Annotated in this window: 12 protein-coding genes and 1 tRNA gene; 11 read left to right on the forward strand and 2 right to left on the reverse strand. The window is 41.9% G+C overall.

Translation table 11 applies throughout. The features are described from left to right. Positions 1 to 3 precede the first annotated feature (3 nt). Entirely contained in the window at positions 4 to 390 is a 387-nt protein-coding gene (locus ACEE44_RS06500) for a DUF1934 domain-containing protein (RefSeq protein ID WP_449171682.1), read from the forward strand. Positions 391 to 605: 215 nt separating this feature from the next. Beyond that, positions 606 to 3,290: a cation-translocating P-type ATPase gene (locus tag ACEE44_RS06505; RefSeq protein ID WP_449171683.1), complete on the forward strand. Its 2,685-nt coding sequence runs from the start codon at positions 606 to 608 to the stop codon at positions 3,288 to 3,290. Between the two features lie 125 nt (positions 3,291 to 3,415). On the opposite strand, the gene ACEE44_RS06510 is transcribed toward ACEE44_RS06505, so the two are convergent. Next, complete coding sequence (locus ACEE44_RS06510; protein ID WP_172101708.1) at positions 3,416 to 3,601, reverse strand: hypothetical protein; 186 nt, start codon at positions 3,599 to 3,601, stop codon at positions 3,416 to 3,418. Between the two features lie 107 nt (positions 3,602 to 3,708). Beyond that, the gene (locus ACEE44_RS06515) at positions 3,709 to 3,909 is read right to left on the reverse strand and encodes a hypothetical protein (RefSeq protein WP_172101709.1); all 201 of its coding nucleotides are present in this window, start codon (positions 3,907 to 3,909) and stop codon (positions 3,709 to 3,711) included. A gap of 133 nt (positions 3,910 to 4,042) precedes the next feature. Here ACEE44_RS06515 and ACEE44_RS06520 point away from each other — a divergent pair, with 133 nt between their 5' ends. The 9 genes from ACEE44_RS06520 (at position 4,043) to ACEE44_RS06560 (ending at position 13,248) form a co-directional block, all read left to right on the forward strand. After that, positions 4,043 to 4,465, forward strand: a complete 423-nt coding sequence (locus tag ACEE44_RS06520; RefSeq protein ID WP_449171684.1) for a TM2 domain-containing protein — start codon at positions 4,043 to 4,045, stop codon at positions 4,463 to 4,465. 149 nt (positions 4,466 to 4,614) lie between these two features. Continuing rightward, positions 4,615 to 5,103 (forward strand): VanZ family protein, encoded by a 489-nt coding sequence (locus ACEE44_RS06525; RefSeq protein ID WP_449171685.1) that lies wholly within the window; start codon positions 4,615 to 4,617, stop codon positions 5,101 to 5,103. 40 nt (positions 5,104 to 5,143) lie between these two features. After that, entirely contained in the window at positions 5,144 to 6,271 is a 1,128-nt protein-coding gene (queG, locus tag ACEE44_RS06530; RefSeq protein WP_449171686.1) for a tRNA epoxyqueuosine(34) reductase QueG, read from the forward strand. Positions 6,272 to 6,306: 35 nt separating this feature from the next. Continuing rightward, positions 6,307 to 7,402, forward strand: a protein-coding gene (gene prfB / locus ACEE44_RS06535; protein WP_105108366.1) for a peptide chain release factor 2 whose coding sequence is annotated in 2 segments (ribosomal slippage) — positions 6,307 to 6,378 and positions 6,380 to 7,402 — 1,095 coding nt in all. Because the reading frame shifts where the segments join, the coding sequence is not laid out codon by codon here. Positions 7,403 to 7,438: 36 nt separating this feature from the next. Beyond that, entirely contained in the window at positions 7,439 to 8,131 is a 693-nt protein-coding gene (gene ftsE / locus ACEE44_RS06540; protein ID WP_105144727.1) for a cell division ATP-binding protein FtsE, read from the forward strand. Beyond that, positions 8,124 to 9,053 carry a permease-like cell division protein FtsX gene (ftsX, locus tag ACEE44_RS06545; protein WP_449171687.1) on the forward strand — a complete coding sequence of 310 codons (930 nt, stop codon included), beginning with the start codon at positions 8,124 to 8,126 and terminating at the stop codon, positions 9,051 to 9,053. Before ftsE ends, ftsX begins: the two co-directional genes overlap by 8 nt. Before the next feature lie 244 nt (positions 9,054 to 9,297). Next, positions 9,298 to 9,370: transfer RNA gene (locus ACEE44_RS06550), tRNA-Thr, on the forward strand. Positions 9,371 to 9,781: 411 nt separating this feature from the next. Beyond that, positions 9,782 to 11,509 carry an ABC transporter ATP-binding protein gene (locus tag ACEE44_RS06555; RefSeq protein ID WP_449171688.1) on the forward strand — a complete coding sequence of 576 codons (1,728 nt, stop codon included), beginning with the start codon at positions 9,782 to 9,784 and terminating at the stop codon, positions 11,507 to 11,509. Then, a complete protein-coding gene (locus tag ACEE44_RS06560) occupies positions 11,509 to 13,248 on the forward strand; it encodes an ABC transporter ATP-binding protein (RefSeq protein WP_449171689.1) in 1,740 nt (579 codons plus the stop codon). The genes ACEE44_RS06555 and ACEE44_RS06560 overlap by 1 nt, the downstream gene beginning before the upstream one ends. Positions 13,249 to 13,335 lie beyond the last annotated feature (87 nt).

Raw genomic sequence — 13,335 nt, forward strand, 5'->3', positions numbered from 1 at the left:
AGCATGAATATTCGTCTACGGAATGAAATTGATTTAGATGGCCAATTGGAAGTGATCGATCAGACTTTCCCAGTAGAAGTAAAGGAAAAAGACGGGAAGCTCTATCTCATTTATCAGAATGATGAGGAAGAAAAAGTTGTCATCAAGTGTGATGAAAACGAACTGGTTATGACACGTTTTTCCAATCCCAAATCTATCATGCGATTTGTCAAGCATAAGGAAGCTATTGTGACTATTCCAACGCCGATGGGGATCCAGCATTTTGTGACCAAGACTGGTTTCTATGAGCTATCATTGGAGCAACAAGAACTGGTCCTTCATTATGATTTAAATGGGTTAGAAAATCAGCAGAAATTTGCTAGCTATAAGATGCATATTGAATGGAAATGAAAAAACGTTTTCATAGAAAATATTCTTTGAAATTCCTTAGAAATTTGTTATAATAGTTAGCAAATCGAGGGAGTAGCTAACGGAATTTTCCGTGGTAGTGTCGTCATTCCGAAAATCGTTTCCGGCACTATCTTAAATAGCGAGACTTGTTTTAATAAAACAGGTCTCTTTTTTATTGGTAAAAGGTAGGAAAGAGGCCGAAAAGGAGAAGGAAATTGTCAAAAGAACAAAAACGCGATTTGTTTTACACACAAAGCGAAGAGCAAGTATTGTCAAGCATGGAGTCTTCTTTAGATGGTTTGTCTAGCAGTGAAGCTAGCAAACGTCTGGCAGACTATGGTCGTAATGAATTGGATGAGGGTGAGAAACGCACACTCTTGGCTAAATTCTTGGATCAGTTTAAGGACTTGATGATTATCATTTTGATTGCAGCAGCAATCTTGACGGTGATTACTGAGGGTTCTCATGGTTTGACAGATGCGATCATCATCTTGGCTGTAGTTGTCTTGAACGCTGCCTTTGGTGTTTATCAAGAAGGTCAAGCTGAGGCAGCCATTGAGGCGCTGAAAAACATGTCGAGCCCTGTTGCACGGGCCCTTCGAGATAGTCACGTTGTGGAAGTGGATTCAAAAGATTTGGTTCCTGGTGATATCGTCTTGCTTGAAGCGGGTGATGTTGTTCCTGCGGATATGCGCTTGTTGGAAGCTAACTCCCTCAAAATCGAAGAGGCAGCTCTTACAGGTGAGTCTGTACCAGTTGATAAGGATCTTTCCAAGGTTCTTGAAGCGGATGCACCAATCGGTGACCGTGTCAACATGGCTTACCAAAACTCAAACGTTACTTACGGACGTGGTCTTGGTGTAGTTACCAATACTGGTATGTTTACCGAAGTAGGTCACATTGCAGGCATGCTTGCCAATGCAGATGAAACAGATACTCCATTGAAACAGAACTTGCACCAGTTGTCTAAAGTCTTGACCTATGCAGTATTGGTTATCGCAGTGATTACAATGGCTGTATCAGTCTTTGTTCGTGGAGAAGGAATCTTGCCTGCTCTTATGACTTCTGTAGCACTTGCCGTTGCGGCAATTCCTGAAGGTTTGCCAGCTATCGTAACAGTTGTTCTTTCACTTGGTACTCAAGTATTGGCTAAGCGTAACTCAATCATTCGTAAGTTGCCAGCGGTTGAAACACTTGGCTCAACTGAAATTATCGCATCCGATAAGACTGGTACTTTGACCATGAACCAAATGACGGTTGAGAAAGTTTATACAAACGGTCAATTGGTAGATGCTAAAGTAGCTTTGGATGCAAGCAATACGACGCTTCGTGTTATGAACTTTGCCAACGATACAAAAGTTGACCCAACTGGTAAATTGATCGGTGATCCAACTGAAACGGCACTTGTTCAATTTGGTTTGGATCAAAACTTTGACGTTCGTGAAGTCTTGGTAGCTGAGCCTCGTGTGGCTGAATTGCCTTTTGACTCAACACGTAAATTGATGTCAACTATTCACCAGCAGGCTGCTGGAAACTTCTTCGTAGCTGTTAAGGGTGCTCCAGACCAATTGCTCAAACGTGTAACGCAAATTGAAGAAAACGGCACAATTCGTCCGATTACTGATGCGGATAAGCAAGCTATCCTTGCAACCAACAAAGAGTTGGCTAAACAAGCCCTCCGTGTCCTCATGATGGCTTACAAGTATGTGGATGCTATTCCTGAATTGGAGTCTGAGATTGTTGAAAATAATCTTATCTTCTCAGGTTTGGTTGGTATGATTGACCCTGAGCGTCCTGAAGCGGCGGAAGCAGTTCGTGTTGCCAAAGAAGCGGGTATCCGTCCAATCATGATTACTGGTGACCACCAGGATACAGCTGAGGCTATTGCCAAACGTCTTGGTATCATCGATGAAAATGACACAGAAGACCATGTATTTACAGGTGCAGAGCTCAACGAATTGACGGATGAAGAGTTCCAAAAAGTCTTCAAACAATATTCAGTTTATGCGCGTGTATCTCCAGAGCACAAGGTTCGTATCGTTAAGGCTTGGCAAAATGATGGCAAGGTTGTTGCCATGACAGGTGACGGTGTTAACGATGCGCCATCACTTAAGACTGCCGACATTGGTATCGGTATGGGTATTACTGGTACGGAAGTTTCGAAAGGTGCTTCTGATATGGTCCTTGCAGATGACAACTTTGCGACTATTATCGTGGCGGTGGAAGAAGGACGTAAAGTCTTCTCAAACATCCAAAAAACCATCCAGTATCTCTTGTCAGCTAACACGGCTGAGGTATTGTGTATCTTCCTTGCAACCCTCTTTGGTTGGGATGTATTGGAGCCAGTTCATCTTCTTTGGATTAACTTGGTAACAGATACGCTTCCAGCTATCGCTCTTGGTGTCGAGCCGGCTGAACCAGGTGTTATGACCCACAAACCTCGTGGACGTAACTCAAGCTTCTTCTCAGGTGGTGTCTTGAGCTCTATCGTTTACCAAGGTATCCTTCAAACTGCACTTGTTTTGGGTGTTTATGGCTATGCTTTGTTATTCCCAGAACACAGCACCTATGAAGAAATTCACGCAGATGCTCTTACTATGTCTTACTTGACTCTTGGTTTGATTCAGTTGGTGCATGCCTTCAACGTCAAGTCTGTTTACCAATCTATCTTTACAGTTGGTCCATTTAAGAACAAACTCTTTAACTGGTCTATCGTAGCTGCCTTCTTGCTCTTGATGGCAACTTTGGTAATTCCAGGATTCAATACCTTCTTCAAGGTTTCAATCTTGACACCAACTCAATGGTTGGTAGCAATTATTGGTTCAGGCCTCATGGTTGTCGTTGTAGAAATTGTTAAATTTGTTCAACGTAAGATGGGATTGGATGAAAAAGCTATCTAATATAGTTATTCAGCTTATCTTTTATTACTTCGTTAACTCGCCTTGCCGTACTTCAGTACAGCCTGCGACTCGTTGCCTTGTACTAAAAGAAAACTGAAGACTATATCATTTGAAAAAGCTCAGATTTAGTGGTCTGAGCTTTTTTCTGTACTGATAAGGTATTTTGGGAAGATTGCTTGTCCCAACAAAGTGATGGCTAGTGCTAGTATGAGGAGGATGGTTTTGATAAGAGTTGGTAAATCAAATAGAAAGACAATTGGAAGGATTGCCAAGCTGAAATAGTGGAGAGTGAAGTATCTGCTATTTTCCATAGTCATCTGAATTAGCTTTGATACATCGTCACTTTCGCCTTGCCGTACTTCAGTACAGCCTGCGCCTCAGTTCCTTGTCTGAAAGCTAATTCATTCGACTATATTATTTAGACTCTATCGCCTTCTTTAACTTGAATGGCTGACTTTTTATCCCCTCGAACGCTTAGTGTAACAGATGGTTGTGTAATTGATAGGCTTAAAATTTTTACTTGAGTAATTGTCCCAGCAATTTTTCCATCTACCAGGAGTGGAAGTCTTTGGGAGGATACTTGCTTGATAGGTTTTGGATAATGAATAATAACTCTCATAAGAACCTCCTTGTAATCTAGTTTCATTATAGCAAAAAAATATAAAATGTAAACGATTTCCGCCGCTGTTTTTCCCTACACGCTTGCTTGAAGAATAAGAAACTGCTATAATTTCTGTGAGTGAGGGATTTATATGAATTATTTACAAAATTATGTGTTTAGTAAGAGTAGTTATTTACCATCTGATAAGTTAATTCTGCTTCAGAAAGAACTAGAGGATTTGGACGAGGGAGCTTTGAATGCGCTGATGATGGTGGAAATGCGCCAGCCAGTGATTGCCCTTATCTTAGCTATCTTTTTTGGTGAGTTTGGCATAGACCGGTTTTATATTGGGGACAAGCGGATGGGCTCGGCCAAGTTAATTACCTTTGGTATTTCTTTTGTAACGCTATTTATCTTAATAGGCATTTTATTATTTATGGGCTTATATGTGTGGAAATTCATTGACTGTTTTTTGATTATGAAGGCTTGTAAGGAGGCCAATTACCAACGGCTCATGGCTCAAATCCAACAATTCAAAGCCTTTCAGTATGGTAATCGAACATTTTCCAAATAGAATGAGGGAGGAGGTTTTCAAAAAAACTTCTTTTTTCACTCTCCTTGTAAACTACTTGTAACAAGACCTGTGTATTGTCACAAAAGTGACATTTTTCATGTTCCTATTTGTGATATAATGATAAAATATGCTGGAAAGGAGGAGTTTTTATGCAGACTAGAATAATGAGTATTCTTTTATTCTTAAGCTACCTCCTTTTACTGACCTGGATGATTGTCTTTAAGATGGATATGTCTATCTTGTATGGTCGGTATGATTTAGCCCAGTTCAATCTAATCCCTCTGGCAGGGACAGCCGTTTATAATGGAGTTTTGAACTTTCCAGAAATTTTCTTTAATATTATTAGTTTCATTCCTTTTGGAATTTACATGGAAATCTTATTTCGCAAGGCTTCCTGGATTGTTAATCTATTTGTCATCATGCTGCTTAGCTTGGTTTTTGAAGTCGCTCAATACACTCTTTTGCTTGGTGTTGCAGACATAACGGATCTTCTGGCAAATGGATTTGGAGGAGCAATCGGCATTAATATCATGTATGTATTGACAAGTATTTGGCATGAGAAGGCCTATGCTCGGATGAATGTTTTTTGCCTATTATTCACTTTATTTGTTATGTTAACAACTTATTTCTTTGTGTAAATCTTGCCAAAGCTATTATCTTTTTGCTAAAATGAATGTAATGAATATCAAAGAAGAGATTATTAAATTATCTCAGGAAATAGGAATTTCCAAGATTGGCTTTACCACAGCGGATGATTTCGATTATTTGGAGAAATCACTTCGTGCTAGTCAGGAAGAAGGGCGTTCGTCAGGCTTTGAACATAAGAATATCGAAGAACGTATTCGTCCTAAACTGTCTTTATCATCTGCCAAGACCATTATTTCTATTGCGGTAGCCTATCCTCGTCACTTACCTGTCAAACCGCAGAAAACTCAGTTCAAACGAGGTAAAATAACGCCGAATTCCTGGGGCTTGGACTACCACTATGTCATACAGGACAAGCTAGAACGTTTGGCTCGTGGGATTGAGCAGTTGATGGATGGTTTGGAATATAAGGCCATGGTGGATACAGGAGCCTTGGTGGATACTGCTGTTGCCAGAAGAGCTGGAATTGGCTTTATCGGTAAGAATGGGCTGGTCATTTCTAAGGAATTTGGTTCCTATATGTTTTTGGGTGAGTTGGTGACCAACCTAGAAATTGAACCGGACCAGCCTGTGGATTATGACTGTGGCGATTGCAATCGCTGTGTTGCAGCTTGTCCGACGTCTTGTTTGTTAGGGGATACGACCATGAACGCCCGTCGCTGTCTATCTTTTCAGACACAGGATAAGGGTATGATGGACTTGGAGTTTCGTAAGAAAATCAAGACGGTCATCTATGGTTGTGATATTTGCCAGATTTGTTGTCCTTATAACAAGGGAATTTCCAGTCCTCCAGTGGTGGAGATCGACCCTGATTTGGCTGAGCCTGAGCTGATTCCATTCTTGGACTTGTCCAATGGGCAGTTCAAGGAAAAATTTGGTATGATTGCTGGTTCTTGGCGGGGGAAAAATATTCTCCAACGCAATGCCATCATTGCCTTAGCCAATAGCAATGACCGCTCTGCCATTCCCAAACTCTTAGAAATCATCGATAAAAAACAAAATCCGGTCCACATGGCGACGGCTATCTGGGCCTTGGGGCAATTGGTCAAACAGCCTAATGAGGAGATAGTAGACTTTATTGCGAGCATCAAATCGGATAACGAGGATGTCCTAGCGGAGCAGAGAGCATTTCTCAACATGGTAAATAGCCTGCAAATGTGATATAATACAAAGATAAATAAAAAAATGAGGTGTATATGGATACAGCAGAAATTCGCCAAAAGATAGAAGAACTTGGCAAAAAATTAACTTCTTTTAGGGGGTCTCTTTGACTTAGAAGGTCTGGAAGAAGAGATTGCCATTCTTGAGAATAAGATGACGGAGCCAGATTTCTGGAATGATAATTTGGCGGCACAAAAGACTTCCCAAGAATTAAATGAATTAAAAAATACTTATGGAAATTTCCATCAGATGTTGGATTTATATGATGAATCTGAAATACTTTTGGATTTCCTGGCAGAAGACGAGTCTGTTCGGGATGAGTTGGTTGAAAAGTTAGCAGAATTGGACAAATCCATGACTGCCTATGAAATGACCTTGCTCTTGTCAGAACCTTATGACCACAATAATGCCATCTTGGAAATTCATCCAGGTTCGGGTGGTACAGAGGCTCAGGACTGGGGAGAAATGCTCCTTCGGATGTATCAGCGTTTTGGGAATGCCAAAGGATTTACAGTAGAAACTTTGGATTATCAAGCTGGAGATGAGGCTGGCATTAAGTCCGTGACTCTAAGCTTTACAGGTCCAAATGCTTATGGCTTGCTCAAGTCTGAAATGGGTGTTCATCGCTTGGTGCGTATCTCACCATTTGACTCAGCAAAACGTCGTCATACTTCCTTTACATCTGTAGAAGTCATGCCTGAGTTGGACGATACCATTGAGATTGAAATCAGAGATGATGAGGTCAAGATGGATACCTTCCGTTCAGGAGGTGCTGGTGGACAGAACGTCAACAAGGTTTCAACGGGTGTTCGATTGACGCACATTCCGACAGGTATTGTGACTCAGTCAACCGTTGACCGTACCCAATATGGTAACCGTGATCGAGCTATGAAACTCTTGCAAGCTAAATTGTATCAATTGGAGCAGGAGAAGAAAGCGGCAGAAGTTGACTCACTCAAGGGTGACAAGAAAGAAATCACTTGGGGAAGTCAGATTCGTTCTTATGTCTTTACACCTTATACAATGGTAAAAGACCATCGTACTGGTCATGAAGTGGCTCAGGTAGATAAGGTCATGGATGGGGATTTGGACGGATTTATCGATGCTTACTTAAAATGGCGAATTAGCTAAAATCTAAAGAAAGGTCTGTCTAGCACAGAATATCTTATGAAAATTATTGAAATGAAAGATGTTTCCAAAAAATACGGGAACGGGACAACTGCTCTTAGAGGAGTGTCTATATCTGTTGAAGCTGGCGAATTTGCCTATATCGTAGGACCTTCGGGTGCTGGTAAGTCAACCTTTATCAAACTGTTATACCGTGAAGAAAAGCTTGATAAGGGTAGTTTGATAGTTGGGAAGTTTGACCTGGCTAAAATTAAGAAAAGGGATGTTCCTCTTCTACGTCGGAGTGTAGGAGTGGTCTTCCAAGATTATAAACTCTTGCCGAAAAAGACTGTGTATGAAAATATTGCCTATGCTATGGAAGTTATCGGCGAAAAACCACGCAATATTAAAAAACGTGTTATGGAAGTTTTAGATTTAGTTGGTTTGAAGCACAAGATTCGCTCTTTTCCAAATGAACTTTCTGGTGGTGAGCAGCAACGTATCGCCATTGCCCGTGCTATTGTTAACAATCCTAAGGTATTGATTGCTGATGAGCCAACTGGTAACTTGGACCCAGAGAACTCTTGGGAAATCATGAACCTCTTAGAGCGTATCAATTTACAGGGTACAACTGTTTTGATGGCGACCCACAATAGCCAGATAGTAAATACCCTCCGCCACCGCGTTATTGCGATCGAAGACGGTCGAGTGGTACGGGATGAAGAACAAGGAGAGTATGGATACGATGATTAGACGATTTTTTAGACATTTTATTGAGTCGCTCAAGAGTTTGAAGCGAAATGGTTGGATGACAATCGCTGCTATTTCATCAGTAACGATTACATTGGCTATGGTTGGTTTGTTTACATCTGTAATTTTAAATACCGCTAAGCTTGCTTCTGATTTGGAACACAATGTTCGTATTAATGTTTACTTGAGGGCCAATTCGACAGATCAGGCAGAAACGATTGTAAACGATGCAGGTGAAACAGTAGCCAACCCTGATTTCAACAAAGTTTACAACCAAATCACAGCCCTGCCAAATGTTCAATCTGTTACATATTCAAGTAAGGATGAACAGTTGAAAAAGCTGACTGATACACTTGGTGAAACTTGGAATTTATTTCAGGGAGATGCAAACCCGCTTTACGATGCCTATATCATTGATACGACTGATCCCCAGTACGTAAAATCAGTTGCGGCGGAAGTTGCAAAAATTGATGGGGTTACGGAAGTTCGTGATGGTGAGGTAGAAACCGAGCGAATCTTTAAGTTGGCATCCTTAGTACGAACGTGGGGACTTGCAGCGACAGGATTGCTCTTGTTTACAGCTATATTCTTGATTTCTAATACCATTCGTATTACCATCATTTCTCGTAGTCGTGAAATTCAGATTATGCGATTGGTTGGTGCAAAAAATAGCTATATCCGTGGTCCTTTCCTTTGGGAAGGTGCTTGGGTAGGGTTGCTTGGCGCTATTTTACCATCTGCCTTGGTCTATTTCTTGTATCAGATGTTTTATAATTCTGTCAATGCTAGTCTTGCTAGCCAAGACTTGTCCTTGATTAGTTTGGATATTTTTATTCCAAGTATGGTTGGTGCCCTATTTGTCATTGGTATCCTCATCGGTTCGCTTGGTTCAGTTATTTCCATGAACCGTTATTTGAAAATTTAATGATATTAAAAGGTCCGCACTTGTTCTAGTGACGGACCATATTTTTTTGTCATTACGAGTGCGAGTGGTGAGAAGGGAAATCCATTTCTTCCTTGCTTATGCAGTTATAGGAATATTTTATTAGTGGGCGCGGGTCATCTGTAGTGTTGTTAACTAAAAGCTAGGAAGAACTTCCAGGATTGAGGGATACTTTTTAAAATAAGTGTTGACAAATAGGTAAAATATGGTAAACTAATAAGGTACTGCTGGTTTAGCTCAGTCGGTAGAGCGCATCCATGGTAAGGATGAGGTCGCCGGTTCAATCCCGGCAACTAGCATAAATAAGCTGAAAAACCCTTGAAACACAAGGGTTTTTGTTATGTCTGCCCCAAATTCTCCCCTGATATCAAAAAAATCTTGACTTGTCAGTTTATTATGTTAGAATAGGGCTTAGAAAAAAGAAAGGAGTAAATTAAATGAACAAGGAACTTGTATTTCAGCAAGCTATTTTTTATCATACACTCCTTTCTAAGCAGGAAAACAGGGCTCATTGAAAGACTTTTGAAGTTTTCGTGGCCCTACTCTGGAATAGTGGGAAAGTCAAGCATGTCTTATCATGGTCAGGTGGGCTTTTCAGGGCTATTCGAGGGTTGGTCTATTTTTGTGGACTGAGGTATGCCTGGGTGGAGTGATAGACACCTAGGCTTTTTTGTGCTTAGAAAGGAATAGTTTTAACTTAAAGGAGAAATATGTTTAAATTGATTTTTGATTACGTCAAGCAACACAAGTGGCTCTACTTGGTGGTTGTTGTGACCTTGATTATTTACGATATCACCCTCTTGATACCTACACAAATCATTCAGCGGATGGTGGATATTTTGACCAAGAATGGCTTGACTGAGCGGATTTTAGTTCAAGAGATGGTCCTCTTGCTTTTGGTGACCTTTCTCAATTATGGGATGGGCTTTATCTGGCATCTTAAGCTTTTTCAGGCCTCGGTCAATTTCAAATTTGATATGCAACAACGAGCCTTTAAAAAGATGGTGACCATGCGGACACCTTTTTATGAAAAATTTCGATCTGGGGATGTCATTACCCGCTTTTCTACGGATGTTGATGGCCTGATGGAGATGGTCGGATACGGGCTCATGATTGTGGTCTATTCCGGGGGTATGTTAGCATTTATCATTCCTACCATGCTTTTGATTGACTGGAAGATTTCCTTCCTTGCTATTTTACCGATGATTTTTATGGCAGTTGCTTTCTTTTTCATTGGTCGTAAGCAGGATTTGGCTATTGATGCCAACCGTGAGGCAGTTGCACAGCTCAATAATGAGGTTTTGGAAGTTGTCGAGGGTATTCGTGTAACCCGCGCCTATAGCAAAAAGGCAGCTCAAAAGGCTCAGTTTCAGGAGCGAACCAAGGAATTGGCGGATGGTGGAGACCGGATTACCTCCCTACAATCCCTTTATAACCCCTTGGCTACGGTCGGTCTGGGTCTGTCGACTATCTTGGTCTTGGTGCTTGGAGCAGGGGCAGTCAAGTCTGGTCAGCTCAGCCTGGGGCAGGTCATCGCCCTCCAACTCTATGTCAGTTCCCTCCTAGAGCCTTTCTGGACCCTGGCGGATTTCATACTGGTTTACCAGACTGGTAAAACTTCATTTGAAAAACTGCAGGAGCTGATTGAAACAGGTGATGACTTGGAAGTGGATGGCTCGGTAGAAATCGCCGAGCTGGATAATATTTCTTTCAAGAACTACAGCTTTAGCTATCCTCAGTCGGACCGTCCGAGTTTGCAGGAGATTAACTGGACCTTGAAAGCCGGTCAGACAGTCGGGATTGTTGGGAAAACGGGTTCTGGTAAGACTAGCTTAGTTAGACAATTGTTACGTCAGTATCCAGTAGGTCAGGGTGAATTTCTTGTTAATCATCAGTCTGTCCTTGACTTCAAACGCTCTAGCCTAGAACGTAAAATCGGCTATGTTCCCCAAGAACACATTCTCTTTTCAAAATCAGTTGGGGAAAATATTGCCTTTGGTAAGCGTGACAGTAGTTTGGAAGAAATTGAAGCGGCTATCGCAACCGCAGCCTTTAGCCAGGACTTGGAGCGGATGAGTCATGGACTGGACACCATGATTGGCGAGCGGGGTGTGTCTATTTCTGGTGGTCAGAAACAACGGATTTCTATTGCGCGTGCCTTTTTACGAGAGCCAGACTTGCTCATTTTAGATGATTCCCTGTCAGCAGTTGATGCTCGAACAGAAGGTCAGATTATCCAAAATATCCAGAAAGAACGTGCAGGCAAGACCAATGTCATTGTGACCCACCGCCTGTCTGCTGTTAACCATGCGGACTGGGTGCTAGTCTTGGATGAAGGTCGCATTGTAGAAGAAGGACGACCGGCAGACCTGCTAGCTCAAGAAGGTTGGTACTATGAACAATACCAGCGCCAACAAAGTCAGGAAGGAGGAGAATAATGAAGGTTTTAGGATTTTTATTGAAACAAATTGGTCGCGTTAAGTGGCTCTTTACGTTTGCTGTAGTCTGTTACTTAGCAGCTTCTAGCCTCTTGCGTTTTGCCCCACTTATTATTCAAAAAGCCATCGATGGACCTTTACGGGCCTTGAGTGAAGGCCAACCCTTCCAAGAATCCCTTTTCTTGCAGATGGCAAGTCAATATGTGGCCATGATTTTCTTGGGTGCACTTGGTTATTACCTTTCCATGCGGATTTTGATGCACTCTGCCAATAGGATAGCAGAGTATTTGCGCAACCAGGCCTATGATGTTATGCAGCGCCTGCCTATTTCTTATTTTGATGACAAACCTGCCGGAAAGATTGCCACTCGTATTGTTAACGATACTGAAACCTTGCGCAATCAGTTTTACGGTACCTTGGTCAATGTCTTTAATAGTTTTGTTCGCTTACTTCTTACCTACGGGATTGTTTTCTATATCAATCCTAGTCTAGGTTTTGCTCTCTTGCTACTAATTCCAGTCTTTATCGGTATTCAATTTATCTATAAAAAGTTGACCGATAAGCCTATGAAGGATTTTTACGATGCGCGAAGCGAGGTCAATACTCAGGTCAATGAAACCATGAATGGTGCCAGTTTGATCCAGCTCTATGGACAGGAAGAGAGAGTGCTAGCTGAGTTTGAAGCGACAGCAGATAAGATGCGCCGTGCAGATAACCAGATTATCTGGGCCCAATCCAGCTCGACATGGACCTTGTTGGAGTTTTTGAAATTTTTAGTTTTGACAGGGATTTTAACCATTATTGGCTATCAATTTTTACAAGGTCAATCGAGCTTGTCACCGGGTAAATTATTTGTCTATATTGATTATATTGAAGGGATTTTTGTGTCCCTTGGTGCCTTGGTCAAGCAGTTTCCCAATCTCCTTCGGTCGATTGAAACAGGTAAGAGGTTGATGGGCTTGCTGGAAGAAGAAACGGAGCCCGATAGTAGTGCTGAATTGGCGATGACAGACGGCCAGGTGGTCTTTGACCAAGTGACCTTTGCCTACGAAGTTGGCAAGCCTATTCTCAAGGATATCTCCATTCAGGCTGACAAGGGAGAAACCATTGCTCTGGTGGGGCACACAGGATCAGGCAAGTCCTCCATTATGAACCTTCTCTACCGTTTCTATGATCCTCAGGAGGGACGGGTTTTGATTGATGGGAAAAACATCCGTGAATATTCTCGTGAGAGTCTGCGCAGTCACATGGGGATTGTCCTTCAGGATCCCTATCTCTTCACTGGGACCATCGCTAGCAACGTGGCTATGGATAAGGAGAAGATGGATAGACAGGCAGTCATAGAGGCCCTGGAAAAAGTTGGGGCAGGACCCATGCTTGCTCGCTTGGAACAAGGTATCGATGAACCAGTATTTGAAAAGGGGTCAACCTTCTCTAGTGGGGAACGCCAGCTAATTGCTTTTGCCCGCACCCTTTACTCCAATCCCAAAATCTTGATTTTGGATGAGGCGACTTCTCACATCGATACGGAAACGGAAGAAATTATCCAGCACGCTATGGAAGTGGTCAAGGAAGGGCGGACCACCTTTATCATCGCCCACCGCCTCTCTACCATTCAAAATGCAGATCAGATATTGGTCTTGGACCAAGGTTGCATCATCGAACGTGGCAAACATGAGGAGCTGCTTGCCTTGGGCGGTGTCTATGCCCAGATGCATGACATTCAATCTAGGGTTTAGGAAACAATAAATTATAGTTTTTCTTTATTGGAATGATAGTTAAAATATATTAGCAAACCTTTTAGAGGTATGATAGGATAGTGCTAT

Source organism: Streptococcus sp. 32226D021BW, assembly GCF_053545015.1.

Coding starts and splice junctions, on each gene's coding strand:
- ACEE44_RS06525 (WP_449171685.1), top strand. CDS start 4,615: ATGCAGACTAGAATAATGAGTATTCTTTTATTCTTAAGCTACCTCCTT.
- ACEE44_RS06520 (WP_449171684.1), top strand. CDS start 4,043: ATGAATTATTTACAAAATTATGTGTTTAGTAAGAGTAGTTATTTACCA.
- ACEE44_RS06555 (WP_449171688.1), top strand. CDS start 9,782: ATGTTTAAATTGATTTTTGATTACGTCAAGCAACACAAGTGGCTCTAC.
- ftsX (WP_449171687.1), top strand. CDS start 8,124: ATGATTAGACGATTTTTTAGACATTTTATTGAGTCGCTCAAGAGTTTG.
- ACEE44_RS06500 (WP_449171682.1), top strand. CDS start 4: ATGAATATTCGTCTACGGAATGAAATTGATTTAGATGGCCAATTGGAA.
- queG (WP_449171686.1), top strand. CDS start 5,144: ATGAATATCAAAGAAGAGATTATTAAATTATCTCAGGAAATAGGAATT.
- ACEE44_RS06510 (WP_172101708.1), bottom strand. CDS start 3,601: ATGGAAAATAGCAGATACTTCACTCTCCACTATTTCAGCTTGGCAATC.
- ACEE44_RS06560 (WP_449171689.1), top strand. CDS start 11,509: ATGAAGGTTTTAGGATTTTTATTGAAACAAATTGGTCGCGTTAAGTGG.
- ACEE44_RS06515 (WP_172101709.1), bottom strand. CDS start 3,909: ATGAGAGTTATTATTCATTATCCAAAACCTATCAAGCAAGTATCCTCC.
- ftsE (WP_105144727.1), top strand. CDS start 7,439: ATGAAAATTATTGAAATGAAAGATGTTTCCAAAAAATACGGGAACGGG.